Genomic DNA, 16,484 nt, shown 5'->3' with positions numbered 1-16,484 from the left:
TATTGAAAAACGGCTATAGCTAGCGCACGGGACGCTCGAACTGCTGTACAACTTTCCGCAAGTAAACGCAGTGCCGCGCCCCCTGACTCGTCGGCGTTGTGAATGCTTCGACTGACTCAATTTTACCGCCCAAATGCTCGATCGCCCTTTGCAACTCCGTTTCTTCCTCCACCGTCCAATTCCCACGGTAAAGTACCGCCAAACCGCCATTTTTCAGCAGAGGCAGCGCGCATTTAGCGCAGAGAGGAGCGGCTCCCACTGCTCTGAGAACTGCTAAATCATAAGCTTGTTTGTGCTCTGGCACTCGGGCAATTTCATCGGCTCTGCCCAACAAAGTCACAGCATTTTCTATCCCTAAAGACGGCACAACTGTTTCCAAAAAAGTAATTTTTTTGCGCGTAGAATCGAGCAAAGTAACTGATAAATGCGGCAGGGCGATCGCGATCGGCAACCCCGGAAAACCCCCACCCGTCCCAATGTCGATCGCTTTCTGCACCGAACCGGCGGACAATTCGGGATTTTCCGCCGAATTGTGATTAGCGGGCAGCAGTCTCGCAATTCCCCGCAAAGAATCCCACAAATGTTTTTCCCAAAACTCCATCGGCTCAGTAATTCGAGTTAAATTCAAGGAGCGATTTCCCTCGACAATTAACTCATAAAGTCGCTGAAATTGTTGTTGCTGCGACTCATCCGGCTGCCAATTCAACGTTTTTTTCCACAACTCGTTCATCTGGGGCAATACAGGCATTTTAATCTCATTTATCATCTAGTTCTATTCTCACTTTTTTCTTTCTGTGTAGGCGGACTTCGTTTGTATAGACGCGAATTCTATTCGCCAGGAAACCATTGGAAACGCCAAAAACTTAAACGCAACTCGTTTCCTTAGCTTCTAATTTAGCCCGATCGACCTCTTGCAAATCGCCGTGATCTAAAGTCCAAAAGCGATCGGCCACGCTCAACAAATCGCTAGCATCGTGAGTAACAATCAACAAAGTCCAGTGACTTTTCAACTTACTCAACAAGCTTACCAACTGTCGGCGCATCGACCAATCCAAACCCGCCGTCGGTTCGTCCAAAAGTAGCAAATGGGGCTGCCGAATTAACTGCACTGCCAAGGCTACCCTGCGCTGTTGCCCGCCGCTCAAAGCGTGGGGGGAAGCGCGCAGTGGCAAATGTCCTAGTCCCACTTCTGCCATTGCTGAGTTAATTTGTTCTTGTCCCAATTCAGGATGACCCAACCGTAATTCTTCTAAAATTGTGCCGCCGCAAAAATGCCTTTCTGGAAACTGGAACACTAAACCTCCTAACTGTTGCAAGTGTTCCGGTGTTAATTCCTGTTCCCGCCAGCGGATGTCGCCGCTAGTTTTTTCCGCTAAACCTGCTAATATTTCTAATAGCGTACTTTTGCCGGAACCGCTGCGACCCACAATCAGCCCCATTTGCTGCGATGGAAGTTCTAAGTTAATATTTTTCAGAATAGCATTCGGACAGGCGGTAGGATGATATACTAAGTTTTTTAGATAAAGCATTAACGCAATTGGTAATTGGGGAGAAGGAAGGCACTACACGAATTTTGACAAGGATACACGGATTAATTACCCAGCCTCAGCGATTTGTTTCTAGCTTGGGCCGCTCGAACACAATTATTTTACATAAATCTTTACAAGAGTTTCATTTCTTTTCAGGATTGGCGTTTGATTTTTGTGTTATTTCATGGTATATTTTAATAATGGAAATCTGTCGTTTAATATATTACAAGTCACACTTCCATTATTAAAATATACCTCAATAACCACAAAAAATCAAGCAAATTTCACTCTTTTTTTTTTCGCGGCCCGAAAGTCTAAAAATTTAACTCTCTTGTTTCTAGTTTACAGTATATTACATTGAGAGAAATGACGATGACGAAAACCCCTTTAGCATCGCTTGGCAAGCAAATGTTAAGTTCTAAACAGACAGTGCGGGCGATCGCCTGTGCAGGAGCGATCGCCCTCAGCATCTGCATTAACTCAGCAGTAGCGGGCGATCCCTTTCGCAGCAGCAACCCGCAGGCGATCGGACCCAACACCGAAACCGCTTTCAAAACAATGTTTCAGCAAGGAAACTACAAACAAGCAAAAGCACAAGTTCAACAAGCACTATCAGCCGAACCAAACGAGCCGCTCGCCTATGCGATGGCAGCCTCCATATCATACATCGAGCAGGACTTAAACTCGATGAATTCCTACGCACAAAAAACCCGCGAAGTCGGCGAAAAATTGACGAAAACCAATCCCTTGCGCGGCAACATTTACACAGCAGCAGGTCACTTTCTAGAAGGGGCGAACATTATAGCCAAAGAAGGAACAGCCAAAGGCGCGCCCCAAGCACTCAACAAACTGCGAGTAGTATTTCAATACCTAGATGCCGCCGATAAAATAGCGCCGAACGACCCAGAACTCAACCTAATCAAAGGCTACATGGACTTAATGCTAGCCACAAACCTGCCCTTTTCCAATCCCAACGAAGCAATTCAAAGACTAGAGCAAAAAGCCTTTCCCCGCTACTTAGCTTATCGCGGCATGGCACTAGGTTATCGAGACTTGAAAAAGTACGATCGCGCTTTAGAGTTTGCCAACAAATCCCTAGCAGAAACGCCCAATAATCCCGAAATTTTCTATCTCAAAGCACAAATCTTGTTTTCCCAATCCCAGGGGAAAGAGAGCAACAAAACCTTACTTGAGGAAGCTCGAAAAAACTTGGACGCAGCCTTAGCAAAACCCGACCAACTGCCGCGCAGTTTAGTAGCCGAAATCTTCTTTCAGCAGTGCAGAACCCGTAACCGTCTCGACAGCAAATCTCGCGACTGTGACCCGATGCGCGATAAAATTAGAGATGCAGATGGAGTCTGGGGGCCGACGGCCTTACCACCACTTTAACAAGAGTCAGAGGGAAGTCCGGAGTCAGGAGTCAGGAGGAAAATTTTCCCTGTTTCCCTCTCTCCCCATTTTCCTCTCTCCTACAATTTAATTCCTGCAATTCCATTCCCTTTCTTTGATAAAATTGATGCAAGTAGAGTTTCGCGAGTTTAACCCCTTTGACCTCTGGATTTGGCTGAAGTTCAGCAACGTGCCTTCAAACGGTGAAAAACAGTATGTTGAAGAAGTGTTTGACTCTTGGTTTTTCTTGGGAAAACTGGGAGGATTTAATGCAGAAAATTTGCAAGTTCAAGATGAAGGCTTAGATATCAGTCAGATGAATTACGATGTTAATCTAGCCGACCAAAGCATGATGGCGTTGATGCACAATATGGGAGAAATGGAGTATCAAGGTTCTTGGGCTCGCTGCTGGTTTGATTTGGGCACTAGCGATGCGATAGGCCTCGATGTTTTGATTAATGTTTTCCAGCAACTCAGCAAAGAATTCGTAACGATTGAAAAACTCATTATTGGCGGGGAAAATAGAAACTGGCCCGTTGACAACAGTCGCCGTCGAGAGTCTTTTGCTGCTGATAATTAACCATAGGGGCGGTGTCCCCGTGTCCGCCCTCGCGACTTGCAATAGTAAGGTACGGAACCCGCACCCTAAATAATTAAATTCCCATAAGCCCTAGACTAAGGTTCATCCTCCCAGATTCAATGCTGCAAGTAAGGAATGAGAATTAAATAAACTGCAATGCGTGATTGTTCTTGTGGGATGGGCGAGACGCCCATCCCACCAGCTTATTTAAATGATTTAATTCACGCTCCTCAATCCTCAATCCTCAATCCTCAATCCAAAATCTAAAATCTAAAATCGACTGACTGATGGCTGATGAATAATTATGCAAAAAGGTACAATTCGCGTAATTGTTTTAGGATTAGTTCGGATCGGGCGATCGCATTTTCGTCTCCGAATGCGAAGATCCGGTCAAACAAGACACATTTTACCGAGTTCTGGGCGGTGGCATAGAATTCGGACAACACAGCATCGACGCTTTGCAAAGAGAGTTTCAAGAAGAAATTCAAGCCGAGTTAACAAATATCAAATATTTGGCTTGTTTGGAAAATTTTTTTATTTTTAATGGCCAAGCCGGACACGAACTAATACAACTCTATCAATGCCAATTTGTTGATCCCAAATTTTATCAATTGGAGAGTCTAGCCTTGGCAGACGGAGAGTGGGTATTTACCGCACTTTGGATGCCGATCGAGCGCTTTCGTTCGGGCAAATTGCGCCTAGTTCCAGACAAATTTATCGACTACTGCGAAGGCTAATAACTCAACCAATACCAAAAAACAAATACCTGATAGGGGAGAATTACACCTAAAATATTTGCCGTCGGGGCTGGTTTCACCTGAAATATTTGCGATAACTAACAGGATGAATAAACCCGCCCCTTCCTTCCGCCCCTCGCATTACCCGGATCTACCTTACACGAGGCAGCGTACTCAACACCTGATAAAGAAGAGAGTTAATAAAACCGAGGGCGATAGCCCCCAGCAAAGCACTCCAAATTCCCCACCGCAAGCGAAATCCATCCACTAGCCAAGCCGCCAATCCAAAGATAACAGCGTTGATAACAATTATCCACAAACCAAAAGTTACCAACATCAATGGAAAACCCAAAACCACAAAAAGCGGTCGCACCAAAGCATTCAGCAATCCAAAAACCGCAGCCGAAATCATCGCTTTTCCAAAAGTGTCAATGTCCACCCCGATGGGTAACTTGGAAATAATGAAAAAGCTCACCGAAGTTACCAGCCAAGCAATTGCCAGCGAAACGATATCCATGTGTTTATCTCCTTAAAAAAGCTAAACATTAAATCGGAACAACAGCACATCCCCCTCTTGTACAACATACTCTTTTCCTTCACTGCGAACTAAACCTTTTTCCTTAGCCGCATTCATCGCGCCTGTAGCCACCAAATCTTCATAAGCTACAGTTTCGGCCCGGATGAAACCCCGTTCAAAATCAGAGTGAATCACCCCCGCAGCTTGTGGTGCTAACATTCCGGCGATAATTGTCCAAGCGCGAGTTTCTTTCGGCCCGCTAGTAAAATAAGTCCGCAAACCCAATAATTCGTAAGTAGCTCGAATCAGAGATTTCAATCCCCCTTCTTTTACCCCCAGAGATTCTAGGAAATCCGTTCGTTCTTCCTCGGATAACTCCACCAATTCTGACTCTACTTGCGCCGAAACTATGACAACTTTAGCATTTTCTGCTTCTGCTACTTCCCGCACTTGTTCGACATAGCTATTTCCCGTTGCTAAATCGTCATCAGACACGTTAGCAGCATAGATAATTGGCTTGTTGGTGAGTAATTCTAAACCTTTAACTAATTCAGCTTCCTCATCAGTGAAATTGTACTGCCGCGCCGGTTTCCCCGCATTCAAAACAGCGACTAATTTTTCGAGAACGTCCACTTCTGCCTGAGCTTCCTTGTTGTTGCGGGCTTGTTTGCGAGTACGATCGAGCCGGCGTTCAATTTGAGCTAAATCTGCTAGAATTAATTCGAGATTGATAATGTCAATATCTCGGATCGGATCGACAGAACCCGCAACGTGAATGATATCGTCATTTTCAAAACAGCGGACAACGTGGACGATCGCATCTACGGCCCGGATGTGAGACAAAAACTGATTTCCCAGTCCTTCCCCCTGACTCGCCCCCTTCACCAAACCCGCAATATCCACAAATTCCATCCGCGTCGGCACAGTTTGCACGGAATTGGAAATATTGCTCAGCACCTTCAACCGTTCGTCTGGCACTGCCACGATACCCGTATTTGGCTCGATCGTACAGAAAGGAAAATTAGCAGCAGTCGCCTTGGCATTAGCAACCAGAGCATTAAACAAAGTAGATTTGCCAACATTAGGCAGTCCGACAATTCCGGCAGTAAGCATAGCTATTTAGAAACATATCACTGTTTCAAAATATCATAAGTATCACCAATATATCGGAGAGGACTTACGGACGCGGCGTGAGAAACCCAGTTTCTGTGCGAATATCTCCTAGCCAAACCCCAGATTTTTCGCCACAACCGGGAAGATGTGCGTAAGTCCTACATAATTTACACAGGTTCAGGGATTGTCTGAGGAATAGGTTCGGGCACTGTCTGAGGAATCGGAGAGGGTACAGTTTCCGGCACCGGTTCGGGCATTGGCTGCGGAATTGGCGCAGGTACCGGTTCCGGTACAAGGCCGGGAATTGGTTCGGGTACGGGACCAGGCACTGGTGGCGATGCGGGTATAGTCGGCAGTCCCGGTTCGGTACTGGGAATCTGCGGGCCTGGAAACGGACTAGGGTTGGGAAAAATCATGTTAGTTTTTTGCTCGCTAAGAGAGATGTTCCAAAAACATTTTGTCGCCACTTCTCACTATATTTTAAAACAAAAATAACTGAGTTGTGGTATTGTTTTATCTCATAATTTTAAACTCAAGATAGCTGCAAACACATCTATCTAAATAGCTATAATTAACTATTACGTCTGCCTAAAATTATGCCTTTGGCGTTAAGCTAAGTAGGTGGTTACAAATAAACATTACATGGGGAGGGCGCGTGAATAAAGCAATAAACTGTCTGAGAGTAAAGATACTGGCTCAACTCGCCCCTACAAGACATTAGGGTTTTTTCATAGCGCTCTACTTAGATATCAAATACAGCAATCAAGATTAATCATGTCACCAGCAAACTCTCAACAACAAACGCCTCTATTAGATGCCTTGCGCGATCGCACAAATCATCCGCACGCCCCATTCTACGCCCCCGGACACAAAGGCGGACAAGGAATCTCTCAACCGCTAATTGACTTATTCGGTGCAACAGTATTTAGATCGGATTTGCCCGAATTGCCGGAGTTAGACAATCTCTTTAACCCAGAAGGTGCCATTGCCGAAGCTCAAGACTTAGCCGCCGAAGCATTTGGAGCAAAATCAACTCGGTTTTTGGCAAACGGTTCGACTTGCGGAATTATCGCCGCCATCTTAGCAACTTGCGGCCCAGGAGATAAAATTATCCTACCTCGAAATATCCACTCCTCGGCAATTTCTGGTTTAATTTTATCCGGTGCAATTCCAATTTTTGTCAATCCAGAGTACAACTCGGATTGGGATATTGCCAACAGCATCACCCCAGAATCTACAGCCGCAGCATTAGAACAAAATCCCGACGCTAAAGCAGTAATGATAGTTTACCCAACCTATCACGGCGTCTGCGGGGATTTGCGGGCGATCGCCCAAATTACCCATCAATACAACATACCGTTATTAGTAGACGAAGCTCACGGCGCGCACTTTAACTTTCATCCAAACTTGCCAGAACCGGCACTATCAGCCGGCGCCGATTTAACAGTACAATCAATCCACAAAACCCTCGGTGCAATGACACAAGCATCGATGCTGCACGTCAAGGGCGATCGCATAGATATCCAAAAATTAAATAGAGCATTACAGTTAGTACAATCTACCAGTCCGAGTTACATACTATTAGCATCTCTAGACGCAGCCCGCCAACAAATCGCACTCCACGGCGAACAGTTAATGACCAAAACTTTACTGCTAGCAGAAAAAGCGCGATCGCGCATCAGTCTAATTCCCGGCTTATCAGTTTTAGAACCGTTAAATACTCCGGGTTTTGCAGCATTAGACCGCACCCGGCTAACAGTAAAAGTATCCGATTTAGGAATTACAGGATTTGCCGCCGATGAAGTTCTGCACTCTCAACTCGGCGTTACCGCAGAGCTTCCCATGCCCCGACATTTAACATTTATTATCAGCTTGGGAAATACAGAATTAGATATTGACAATTTAGTTAAAGCTTGTACTTTTTTAGAAGGAAGAAGGAAGAAGGAAGAAGAAAGTTCGGCAACGGATTCTGTAACGGATGTAACGGATGTCAGCAAGAAGGAAGAAGGAAGAAAGAAGAAGTCCGAGAGAAGAAGTCCGATGTCCGATGGAAGATTTGCCCAATCTCCCACTCTCCCACTCTCCCCCTCTCCCCCTCTCCTTTCCCCCCGCGAGGCATTCTTTTTCCCAGCGGAAACAGTACCCGCAGACAAAGCAGTCGATCGACTCAGCGCCGAGCTCATCTGTCCCTATCCCCCAGGAATACCAGTCTTGATGCCCGGTGAAATCATTACCCCAGCAGCCGTTGACTACCTGCAACAAATCCTTGCCGCCGGCGGCAAAATCACAGGTTGTAGCGATAGAAACCTCCAAACTCTCAAGGTTGTGCGACAGTAAATATTAAGGCTTGGGGGAAATTGGAAGAATTTCTACTTCTTCCACGAGTTCCAACTGCCGTCTTGCTTCAATCAAAAATCAAAAATCAAAAATATAACTATGCTTTGGCCCTACGTCACTCCAGGCATCCCGGATGACTTATTTGAACGTTTACCGGGAATTCCCATGAGTAAGCGAGAAGTCCGACTGCTGTTAATCTCCCACCTGCGGCTGCAAGCAGATTCAGTCGTGTGGGACATCGGTGCAGGTACTGGTACGATCGCCGTAGAAACAGGTTTGCTGTGTCCCAAAGGTCGGATTATCGCCGTCGAAAGGGACGAAGAAGTAGCAAGCTTGATTCGCAGAAATTGCGATCGATTCGAGCTCAACAACGTAGAAGTCATAGAAGGCAGTGCCCCGGAATGCCTGGAAAACCTGCCCCAACCCCCCCACCGAGTCTGCATCGAAGGAGGTCGCCCCATTAAAGCGATTCTCCAAGAAGTCTGGCGGTACTTGCCACCCCACGGTAGAGTTGTGGCCACAGCCTCGAATTTAGAGAATCTTTACGCCCTTTCCGAAGGGTTCGCCGAGTTGCAAGTCCGCAACATCGAAGTAGTCCAGTCCGCCGTCAACCGCTTGGAGACTCGCGGCCTCAGTCAAACCTTTGCCGCCGTCAATCCCATATTTATTCTCAGCGGCGAAAAGCTGGATTAGAAGGAAGAAGAAGGCACGACACGAAGTTTGACATGGATACACCGATTAATTCTGTAATTCTTAATCTTTTTTAAGTTCACTTAACCTTCATACTTAGAATAAGGGCGACCATCGCTGGATTGACCGCCTGACTTGAGATTTTGGATGACCGATGGGGGATGGGGGTTAACAGTGCAAGAGATCGACTCGTGCTCTATAAAAATCCAAAATCTAAAATCTAAAATCTAAAATCGAATGATCCGCCGCCGTCTGCAAGAGAAATTCATTTTATGCCTTGGTCTCGTATCCTCAGTGGAATAGTTGCGATCGCCCTTGCTTTGGGAATGATTATTATGGGCGGATGGTACTTCACCGTCGGCTTCGGGATCATCGTCTACCTAGGTCAATTGGAATATTTTCAATTAGCCAGGGCTAAAGGCATTGCACCCGCTGCCAAAACTACCTTAGTTGTCAGTCAAGTTCTGCTAATTACCGCGGCCCTTGCACCGCAACTCGTAGATGCGATGTTTCCACTAGCTGGAACCTTCATCTGTTTCTACTTGCTGTTCCAACCGAAGTTATCGACGATCGCCGATATTGCCGCTTCAGTTTTAGGATTGTTCTACGGCGGTTATTTGCCCAGCTATTGGATACGGCTGCGAGTCGGCCTCGACCCAGCCAATCTTGCTACAACCCACCTTTCGCAAGCAGTAGCAAGCAATTTGCCGGTTAACATTTACCCGTCCCCGTCTTGGACAAATTCCAGCAGCATATCTTTAGGATTGACTTCGCTACTGCTGGCTTTCCTCTGCATCTGGGCCGCGGACATTGGGGCTTATTTTGTCGGCAAATTCTTCGGCCGCACTAGCCTGTCCCACATCAGCCCCAAAAAAACCGTTGAAGGTGCCGTATTTGGAGTTTGTGGCAGCATCGCCGTGGCAGTCGCTGGGTCTTGGTATTTACACTGGCCGGGGTGGCCCTATACTGGGGCTGCTTTTGGTCTGTTGATTGGCGTTGCTAGCTTGTTGGGAGATTTAACTGAGTCGATGATGAAACGAGACGCCGGGGTTAAGGATTCCGGACAGTTGATCCCCGGTCACGGCGGCATTCTCGATCGCACCGACAGTTATGTTTTTACCGCGCCCTTAGTCTACTATTTTGTGACTTTATTTTTGCCTGCGATCGACTCTTTTTTAATTAATCGGTAATTGGGAATTGGGCATGGGGAATTGGGAATTGGGCATGGGGAATTGGGCATTGGGTATGTATTCCCAGGATCTACCGAGGAACCAGATTAAAGTCAACTGTTAACGAACTAAGGCAAAACTCTAATTCCGCCCCGACAAACAATCTCCCCCGGACTCAAAATTAACTCCTCAATCTCAACTTCCGGCCCAAAATCAATTTTAAAACCATTGAAATCACTGCTCTTTAATTCTCCATCCATTTCGATTTCTGGTGATTCAAACATCAATTCGCGACCGCTGGCTATCCGCAAACCAGTCCGCAATACCAAAGGAATTTGCCTGCCGCCAGCGCGCAAAATTGTCGCCGAAAGCGTCAACAAACCCGCCTCAATAGCAATCTGCGAATTTTGCAACTTCAGCGACTGTTCCCTATCTGTTAGTGGCAGCATAGGCAGCAAAAATTCGCTCAAAGCTAAGCCAAGCAAAGGCGCTTTCAGCGACGCATTCAAATCCGCTTGGCTAAGCCTCAAAACGCCTGTCACGGGAACCGATTCCAGGAGGCGCAGGGGTTTGCCTTTGAGAGCTTGACCGAGGTTGATGCGAATGCCACAGCCCTCTATGGCAACTTGAGTTAGGTGTAGTCCTTTATACACAGCACCGCGAGCGGCGGCCGTGACTTTGGGGATCGCACCGCTGAAGATTTGTCGATCGCTCCCCTCAATTTTTACCTTCAACTCGTCCACTTGCTGAACTTGCGATCGCAGCCACAACTGCACCGCCGGCGACAGCACTGCGCTCGCGATCCGGCTGCCTTGACTCGGCGAAGGTCTCCCCGGCTCCTCGCCGAGATTAACAGTCCCACCAGAGCCAGCAGCGGCATCTCTATTGTCAAATTGAAGAGAGTTTTGATCGACAGTCATAAACAATTTCAGAATATAAACCTTAATATTCAAGCACAGAAATTTAACTAGAACTTGCACATTCGGCCTCAAAAACCCGGTTTCTGCCCAGATATACCGCCGTCAACCTGTGATTTTCCGTATAAACCGGGTTGATGAACTCAAGTCCGATTAATGAAAGAAGCAAGCAGACATCTCGAATCAGCAATGCCAGAAGCAGAAAAATTCTCATCCTTTTCCCCTCGGGATCTCTCCTTAGTTCGCGACTTGTGCCATCCCGAGGAAAAATTCGCGTTCGAGCGTATAAATTTAACCAGCAGTACGGGATTTATGGTAGTGTTGGTTTAGGGTCAGGTCAAACCCACACCTCTCAAAACAGCCGCACAGCAACGGTGCAAGCCTGTGCCTACCGCGAGTCTTTTCCTCGTAGTTTTTGCACAACATTCAGGGTCATGCCATCAGGACAATCTGCATCAGGTCGGGCGTGCTGTAATGATTGGTCAGCATTATAATTTATTCCCAACCAGGAATTGAGCCTTAGTAGTAAGGTTAAGCAATTAACCATGTCGTGTTTCCTCCCCCACCGCTCGCGAGTAGGGGGTTTCCACACTCCCGTCATGTCTGATGAAAGGCTGCAAAAAATCCTCGCCCAGTGGGGCATTGCCTCTCGCCGTCTTGCAGAACAGATGATTGTAGCTGGACGAGTCCGAGTTAATGGCAATATTGTTCGTTTAGGACAAAAAGCGAATCCGGAGCGCGATCTCATCCAAGTCGATGGAGTCCCGGTGAAACCAACGGATCGACCGGCAGAGATCTATATGTTGCTCAACAAACCGGCAGGCGTAGTTTCTACTTGCAGCGATCCCAGAGCCCGATCGACAGTTCTCGACCTGCTGCCGCCCAAATTGCGATCGGGTCAAGGCATCCACCCCGTAGGACGCTTAGATGCAGATTCCACCGGCGCCCTCTTGCTCACCAATGATGGTAAGCTGACATTTTGTTTGACCCATCCGCGTCACTCGATCGCCAAAACTTATCAGGTTTGGGTGCTCGGCGATCCCCCGGAACCCATACTACAAGCGTGGCGTCACGGCATTGTCTTGTCAGGCAGAAAGACCTTGCCCGCGAAAGTTAGAGTTCTCGATCGCGCGCGAGACGAAACTCTGTTAGAAGTCATTCTATCAGAAGGCAGAAACCGACAGATTCGGCGAACAGCCGAGCTGTTGGGATATCCCGTGGTGCGCCTGCACCGCACAGCCATTGGCCCGATTCAATTGCAGCGCCCCGGTGCCCCAATATTGCCACCAGGCGGCTGCCGACCCCTAGAAGATGCGGAAATTATTTATTTATGGAATCTAGTCAACCTAACATCAATAAGCGTGCCAGTAAATTCCCAGGAGCACAGCATATGACAAAGAATTTATTGTTTTTATTCTTCAAAACCACTAAGCAGAAACGGCACTCTCAAGAGCCAGAAACAGCTCAGCAGAAGCTAGCGGAAATTGGAAATCAACTCCGTCAGTACCGCGAACAGCAGTCTATTTGTTTGGACAAAGTAGCCGTGGTAACAATGATTCGGCGGAATCTGCTGCAAGCCATCGAGGACGGTGAACTAGACCAACTTCCCGAACCCGTCTACACTCAGGGTTTGATCAAGCGCTACGCTGAAGCAATGGGTTTGGACGGAACTCAGTTTGCCGAATTTTTCCCGATCGAACCGCCGCCCCGATCGAGAACCAAGCTATCCTGGCAAGATGGGCCTCAGTTGCGGCCGATGCACCTCTACCTCTTTTACACATTTCTAATTATCTGTTCAGTCAATGTCTTATCTCAGTTGATGAGCGGTTCTGTTACCGCAAAAAACGGTGCGGGAGCCGAAGAACTAGCGCTTGGGCAGCAAGAACAAGCTCGTTTAGCTGCTGACGCATCGAGAGCCTCACAAAATCAGAAACCGGATAGTTACGAAGCTGTCGAAGCAGTAAGAACCGGTCAAAATTTAAATAAATCTGGCAATAAACCAGTGATGGTTAGCGTCACTTTTAAAGCAGAATCGTGGATGCAGGTTGAAGTCGATGGTAAAACAGAGTTTGAGGGAACTTTGCCGACCGGGACTGTTCGCACCTGGGGGGCTCAAAAGCAATTGGTAGTGGTAGCAGGTAACGCCGGTGGAGTAATGGTTGCTGTTAATAACGGACAAGCCGAACCACTCGGAGATCCTGGAGTCGCCAAAGAAGTTGTTTTTAAAGCAAACGAACTCCAGCCTTCAGCACCGCCTAAGAATCAAGGGTAAGTGTTAATTGGTAATTGTTAATTGTTAATGGGTAATAGGGAAGAGGTAAGGGCTGGCAGTCCACAGCTTTTAATTAGAATGTCCGTCTTTATAAACTCCTTACCCATTACCCATTACCCCTTGGCGACGATCAATTTTTATTGGGAGCGCGCCTGGAGATGTAAGTCATAGTTTTGAGGCGATCGCGCACTTCCCAATTCAAAGCTTCAGGCCGATACCGCCACCCCCAATTTCCCTCTGCTTTCCCAGGAAAATTCATCCGCGCGTCTGTATCCAAACCCAACAAGTCTTGATACGGCACAATTGCCAAATTAGCTACCGACATCCAACCCATGCGGATTAAAGACCAGTGAATTCCTTGGGGATCGATGCAGCCCAAATAACGATAAACTTCATCTCTTTGGTAGTCTTGCAGTTGATTGAACCATCCGACAGTCGTGTCGTTGTCGTGAGTGCCGGTGTAGACTACGCAGTTGGGAGCGTAATTGAAAGGCCAAAAAGGATCGTCGGGTCCAGCGCCGAAAGCAAACTGCAAAATCTTCATTCCCGGAAACTCGAACCGATCGCGCAAAGCTTCCACTTCTGGAGTAATTACCCCTAAATCCTCAGCGATAATCGGCAAGTTGCCAAACTTCTCATTAATTACATCCAACAAAGCTGTTCCCGGCGCTTTAATCCACTCCCCGTACATAGCAGTTTCTTGCCCGCGCTTCACCGCCCAGTAAGCCTCAAATCCTCGAAAGTGGTCGATCCGAGTCACGTCTACATAAGAGAAAATCGCTTCAAAACGCTGCACCCACCACTCAAAATTATTGGCTTGCAACTTCTCCCAATTGTAGACTGGGTTGCCCCACAATTGGCCTGTATTGCTAAAGTAATCTGGGGGAACTCCGGCCATTAAAGCTGCTTCTCCGGTAGCTTCATCCAAGCAAAATATTTCTGGATGAGACCATACATCCGCGCTGTCGTGAGCTACATAAATCGGAATATCGCCAATAATTTTAATGTCCCGCATATTAGCATAGCTTTTCAACTCCGTCCACTGCTGAAAAAACTCAAACTGGACGTATTTGTAGTAATAAATCTCAGCATTTAGCTGCTGGCGCCACTTCTCTAGGGACTCTGGTTCTCGACGGGCAATTTCGGGTTCCCAATTGTTCCAGCTAACACCGCCAAAGTGATCTTTGAGTGCCATAAATAAGGCGTAATCTTCCAGCCAATTCTTTTTGCTTTCGCAAAAACCTGAGAATTCTTTTTGCTGGATCGGGGATGCTTTGGCTTTGAAGTTTTCGCAAGCTTTTTTGAGCAAAGGCACTTTCAGGGCGATTGCCCGCTCGAAGTCTACATAATCGAGCGGAAATTCTGGTAAATTAGCGAAGTCTTCATCGGCGAGCAATTGGTCGTCCCGCAGCAGTTCTGGGTTGATCAGCAGCGGATTTCCCGCCATTGCTGAATAGCACGAATAAGGAGAATTGCCGTATCCTGTCGGCCCCAGCGGCAATACCTGCCAGTATTGTTGGTCGCTCTCTACTAAAAAGTCAATAAAGCGATATGCTTCTATTCCCATGTCTCCCATGCCAAATCGACTGGGAAAGGAGGTGGGGTGGAGTAAAATGCCGCTCGATCGGGGAAAAAGCATAATCTATCTAAAGATATAGGAATTAAACATTGACAATTTGACCGATATTCCCTACAACTTAAACTTCGCAGTTTTTAGGGCGATTGTCAGGGCAAATACTTTTGTGATTGTCTCATATTTTCTGCGAAAACGTGCTTGCCAAATATTTTTAGAGGACTCTACTCACAACTCCTGAGTAGAGAGGAAAACATTTAAATCCGAAGTTATGTGATCGCCTCGCTTTCGCAACTAAGTTTTTTTACCCAGGCTCGTTTGCTGCAACAAAGTATTTTGCTTGAGCGTACCCAGTTTCTGCTTAATTTTTAAATGTAACTTTTTTTTTGCTTTCGCTCCATCTCTCTGCGGTCGTAAATGGCCCGCCCACAATCAGCCATCACTTAAGCAGAGCCAATGCACAAATCAGCCGACTGTTTTGTATCTCAAAAAACAGTCGGCTGCGGAAGTACCTGAAAAGAGGCTGAGTTTAAGCTTGCTTGTTCAACAATTTCTGCACTTGTTTGAGAGCTATAGCGCCGACGTTGTACGCAGCCCAGCCGCCCGCCAACAATACGGGCATCAATACTATTAGTATGCGGAAGTCAATATCCATGGGTTCTCCTCCTAAAGTTTTTTAACAAATTCTCATAATCTATTTGTATCTCATTTTGTCGCTGTTCTCCTGACTCTTTAACCAAATATTCCGGATACGCAGGAGGACATGGCTCCGCAGGAATTGAGATCGAAAGCGAAACTCCTGGGCGGGCGATCGGCATTCGCTGCACCAATTATCCCACAATCTGTTTCGCAATCCCTTCCACGACCTTAGTTAGAGGGTCATTAGGGAAGTGCAGCGCAAACACCCCCTTGCTGCCGAGCAGCATCATCTTGTCGCTGTGGGGCAGCACCCCAGCCACTGGGATGTTGTAAATACTCTCTACTTGCTGCTTCAAATCCTCGAAATCCAGGGATTCTGGGGCTTTATTGATCGTCATCAAAATCTTGGGAACTTCTAGTTTGCGGGCCACATCTACCGTGACAGCCGTTCCCTGAAAATCTTGCTGATCCGGACGTAGAATCAGCAGCAGGATGTCGGAAATGGTGATGCTGAGGAGGGTTTCTTCGTTGAGCCCCGGGTGCGTGTCTATAAATAGGTAGTCTAAGTTCAAAACCTCGATCAGTTCTTGAAAGCCGTCGGTAAGCAGTCCCACATCGTAGCCTTCCCGCAAAACTCGCGCTATCTCCCCTGCTTTAATGCTCGAAGGAATCAGGTAGAGGTTGCCGTTACTGGCTAATTTTGGCAGCAGCGAACTCACATTGTAGGCCGTATCCGCGATCGGACATCGCCCCCACAGGTAATCGTTCAGGCAGTGATCCATGTTGCTCTCGCTGAAACCGAACAGCACGTGAATCCCCGGTGATTGAATGTCGGTGTCCACAATGGCGACTCGATTTCCGCCACGAGCGATAATAGCTGCGAGGTTTGCTGTCGTGTTCGATTTGCCAGTTCCGCCCCGGTAAGAGTGGACAGAGATGATTTTGGACATGATCTGCGTATGAGGGTAAGAAACGGCGAGAATCAATAATTATGATGCAATTCTCGATGCAGTCGAGTAGTC

17 protein-coding genes are annotated in these 16,484 nt (G+C 47.1%); 8 read left to right on the top strand and 9 right to left on the bottom strand.

Features of this window, described 5'->3' with window-relative positions:
* Positions 1 to 19: 19 nt before the first annotated feature.
* Both rsmG and QT994_RS11560 read right to left on the bottom strand, forming a co-directional pair.
* Entirely contained in the window at positions 20 to 748 is a 729-nt protein-coding gene (gene rsmG / locus QT994_RS11565; protein ID WP_333174565.1) for a 16S rRNA (guanine(527)-N(7))-methyltransferase RsmG, read from the bottom strand.
* Between the two features lie 115 nt (positions 749 to 863).
* Positions 864 to 1,529 carry an energy-coupling factor ABC transporter ATP-binding protein gene (locus QT994_RS11560; protein WP_333046972.1) on the bottom strand — a complete coding sequence of 222 codons (666 nt, stop codon included), beginning with the start codon at positions 1,527 to 1,529 and terminating at the stop codon, positions 864 to 866.
* A gap of 372 nt (positions 1,530 to 1,901) precedes the next feature.
* On the opposite strand from QT994_RS11560, the gene QT994_RS11555 reads away from it, so the two are divergent.
* The 3 genes from QT994_RS11555 to QT994_RS11545 all read left to right on the top strand — a co-directional run bounded on the left by QT994_RS11555 (position 1,902) and on the right by QT994_RS11545 (position 4,235).
* A complete protein-coding gene (locus QT994_RS11555) occupies positions 1,902 to 2,918 on the top strand; it encodes a Sll0314/Alr1548 family TPR repeat-containing protein (RefSeq protein ID WP_333174563.1) in 1,017 nt (338 codons plus the stop codon).
* Positions 2,919 to 3,045: 127 nt separating this feature from the next.
* On the top strand, positions 3,046 to 3,498 hold the full coding sequence (locus QT994_RS11550) for a DUF3531 family protein (protein ID WP_333046970.1): 453 nt from the start codon (positions 3,046 to 3,048) through the stop codon (positions 3,496 to 3,498).
* A gap of 458 nt (positions 3,499 to 3,956) precedes the next feature.
* The gene (locus QT994_RS11545) at positions 3,957 to 4,235 is read left to right on the top strand and encodes a hypothetical protein (protein ID WP_333174561.1); all 279 of its coding nucleotides are present in this window, start codon (positions 3,957 to 3,959) and stop codon (positions 4,233 to 4,235) included.
* Positions 4,236 to 4,386: 151 nt separating this feature from the next.
* Here QT994_RS11545 and QT994_RS11540 read toward each other — a convergent pair whose 3' ends face one another.
* The 3 genes from QT994_RS11540 to QT994_RS11530 form a co-directional block, all read right to left on the bottom strand.
* Positions 4,387 to 4,752: a phage holin family protein gene (locus QT994_RS11540; protein ID WP_333174558.1), complete on the bottom strand. Its 366-nt coding sequence runs from the start codon at positions 4,750 to 4,752 to the stop codon at positions 4,387 to 4,389.
* Positions 4,753 to 4,773: 21 nt separating this feature from the next.
* Positions 4,774 to 5,865 carry a redox-regulated ATPase YchF gene (gene ychF, locus QT994_RS11535; protein WP_333174556.1) on the bottom strand — a complete coding sequence of 364 codons (1,092 nt, stop codon included), beginning with the start codon at positions 5,863 to 5,865 and terminating at the stop codon, positions 4,774 to 4,776.
* A gap of 167 nt (positions 5,866 to 6,032) precedes the next feature.
* The gene (locus QT994_RS11530) at positions 6,033 to 6,281 is read right to left on the bottom strand and encodes a gamma-aminobutyric acid A receptor, epsilon-like protein (RefSeq protein ID WP_333046966.1); all 249 of its coding nucleotides are present in this window, start codon (positions 6,279 to 6,281) and stop codon (positions 6,033 to 6,035) included.
* Between the two features lie 358 nt (positions 6,282 to 6,639).
* On the opposite strand from QT994_RS11530, the gene QT994_RS11525 reads away from it, so the two are divergent.
* From QT994_RS11525 to QT994_RS11515, 3 genes are all read left to right on the top strand, one after another.
* Positions 6,640 to 8,202 (top strand): aminotransferase class I/II-fold pyridoxal phosphate-dependent enzyme, encoded by a 1,563-nt coding sequence (locus QT994_RS11525; RefSeq protein WP_333174553.1) that lies wholly within the window; start codon positions 6,640 to 6,642, stop codon positions 8,200 to 8,202.
* A 99-nt stretch (positions 8,203 to 8,301) separates the two neighbouring features.
* Entirely contained in the window at positions 8,302 to 8,895 is a 594-nt protein-coding gene (gene cbiT, locus QT994_RS11520; protein WP_333046964.1) for a precorrin-6Y C5,15-methyltransferase subunit CbiT, read from the top strand.
* Positions 8,896 to 9,164: 269 nt separating this feature from the next.
* A complete protein-coding gene (locus QT994_RS11515; RefSeq protein WP_333046963.1) occupies positions 9,165 to 10,082 on the top strand; it encodes a phosphatidate cytidylyltransferase in 918 nt (305 codons plus the stop codon).
* Between the two features lie 107 nt (positions 10,083 to 10,189).
* Here the strand turns inward: QT994_RS11515 and QT994_RS11510 are convergent, their stop codons facing one another.
* Entirely contained in the window at positions 10,190 to 10,981 is a 792-nt protein-coding gene (locus QT994_RS11510; protein WP_333174551.1) for a DUF2993 domain-containing protein, read from the bottom strand.
* Between the two features lie 596 nt (positions 10,982 to 11,577).
* Here QT994_RS11510 and QT994_RS11505 point away from each other — a divergent pair.
* Together QT994_RS11505 and QT994_RS11500 are read left to right on the top strand one after the other, a co-directional pair.
* Positions 11,578 to 12,372, top strand: coding sequence for a pseudouridine synthase (locus QT994_RS11505; RefSeq protein ID WP_333174627.1), 795 nt, complete (start codon positions 11,578 to 11,580; stop codon positions 12,370 to 12,372).
* Positions 12,369 to 13,250 (top strand): RodZ domain-containing protein, encoded by an 882-nt coding sequence (locus tag QT994_RS11500; protein ID WP_333174548.1) that lies wholly within the window; start codon positions 12,369 to 12,371, stop codon positions 13,248 to 13,250. Before QT994_RS11505 ends, QT994_RS11500 begins: the two co-directional genes overlap by 4 nt.
* A 130-nt stretch (positions 13,251 to 13,380) precedes the next feature.
* Here the strand turns inward: QT994_RS11500 and malQ are convergent, their stop codons facing one another.
* The 3 genes from malQ to QT994_RS11485 form a co-directional block, all read right to left on the bottom strand.
* Positions 13,381 to 14,889 (bottom strand): 4-alpha-glucanotransferase, encoded by a 1,509-nt coding sequence (malQ, locus tag QT994_RS11495; protein ID WP_333174545.1) that lies wholly within the window; start codon positions 14,887 to 14,889, stop codon positions 13,381 to 13,383.
* A 463-nt stretch (positions 14,890 to 15,352) separates the two neighbouring features.
* Entirely contained in the window at positions 15,353 to 15,478 is a 126-nt protein-coding gene (locus tag QT994_RS11490; RefSeq protein ID WP_445243896.1) for a photosystem II protein Y, read from the bottom strand.
* Between the two features lie 175 nt (positions 15,479 to 15,653).
* Positions 15,654 to 16,412 (bottom strand): MinD/ParA family protein, encoded by a 759-nt coding sequence (locus tag QT994_RS11485; RefSeq protein WP_333046958.1) that lies wholly within the window; start codon positions 16,410 to 16,412, stop codon positions 15,654 to 15,656.
* Positions 16,413 to 16,484 lie beyond the last annotated feature (72 nt).

The organism is Microcoleus sp. S13_B4 (assembly GCF_036700885.1).
Lineage (GTDB): Bacteria > Cyanobacteriota > Cyanobacteriia > Cyanobacteriales > Microcoleaceae > Microcoleus.
The sequence above is the reverse complement of the archived record's forward strand: the minus strand, read 5'-3'. Positions and strand labels throughout refer to the sequence as shown.

Coding starts and splice junctions, on each gene's coding strand:
- rsmG (WP_333174565.1), bottom strand. CDS start 748: ATGCCTGTATTGCCCCAGATGAACGAGTTGTGGAAAAAAACGTTGAAT.
- QT994_RS11560 (WP_333046972.1), bottom strand. CDS start 1,529: ATGCTTTATCTAAAAAACTTAGTATATCATCCTACCGCCTGTCCGAAT.
- QT994_RS11555 (WP_333174563.1), top strand. CDS start 1,902: ATGACGAAAACCCCTTTAGCATCGCTTGGCAAGCAAATGTTAAGTTCT.
- QT994_RS11550 (WP_333046970.1), top strand. CDS start 3,046: ATGCAAGTAGAGTTTCGCGAGTTTAACCCCTTTGACCTCTGGATTTGG.
- QT994_RS11540 (WP_333174558.1), bottom strand. CDS start 4,752: ATGGATATCGTTTCGCTGGCAATTGCTTGGCTGGTAACTTCGGTGAGC.
- ychF (WP_333174556.1), bottom strand. CDS start 5,865: ATGCTTACTGCCGGAATTGTCGGACTGCCTAATGTTGGCAAATCTACT.
- QT994_RS11530 (WP_333046966.1), bottom strand. CDS start 6,281: ATGATTTTTCCCAACCCTAGTCCGTTTCCAGGCCCGCAGATTCCCAGT.
- QT994_RS11525 (WP_333174553.1), top strand. CDS start 6,640: ATGTCACCAGCAAACTCTCAACAACAAACGCCTCTATTAGATGCCTTG.
- cbiT (WP_333046964.1), top strand. CDS start 8,302: ATGCTTTGGCCCTACGTCACTCCAGGCATCCCGGATGACTTATTTGAA.
- QT994_RS11515 (WP_333046963.1), top strand. CDS start 9,165: ATGCCTTGGTCTCGTATCCTCAGTGGAATAGTTGCGATCGCCCTTGCT.
- QT994_RS11510 (WP_333174551.1), bottom strand. CDS start 10,981: ATGACTGTCGATCAAAACTCTCTTCAATTTGACAATAGAGATGCCGCT.
- QT994_RS11505 (WP_333174627.1), top strand. CDS start 11,578: ATGTCTGATGAAAGGCTGCAAAAAATCCTCGCCCAGTGGGGCATTGCC.
- QT994_RS11500 (WP_333174548.1), top strand. CDS start 12,369: ATGACAAAGAATTTATTGTTTTTATTCTTCAAAACCACTAAGCAGAAA.
- malQ (WP_333174545.1), bottom strand. CDS start 14,889: ATGCTTTTTCCCCGATCGAGCGGCATTTTACTCCACCCCACCTCCTTT.
- QT994_RS11490 (WP_445243896.1), bottom strand. CDS start 15,478: ATGGATATTGACTTCCGCATACTAATAGTATTGATGCCCGTATTGTTG.
- QT994_RS11485 (WP_333046958.1), bottom strand. CDS start 16,412: ATGTCCAAAATCATCTCTGTCCACTCTTACCGGGGCGGAACTGGCAAA.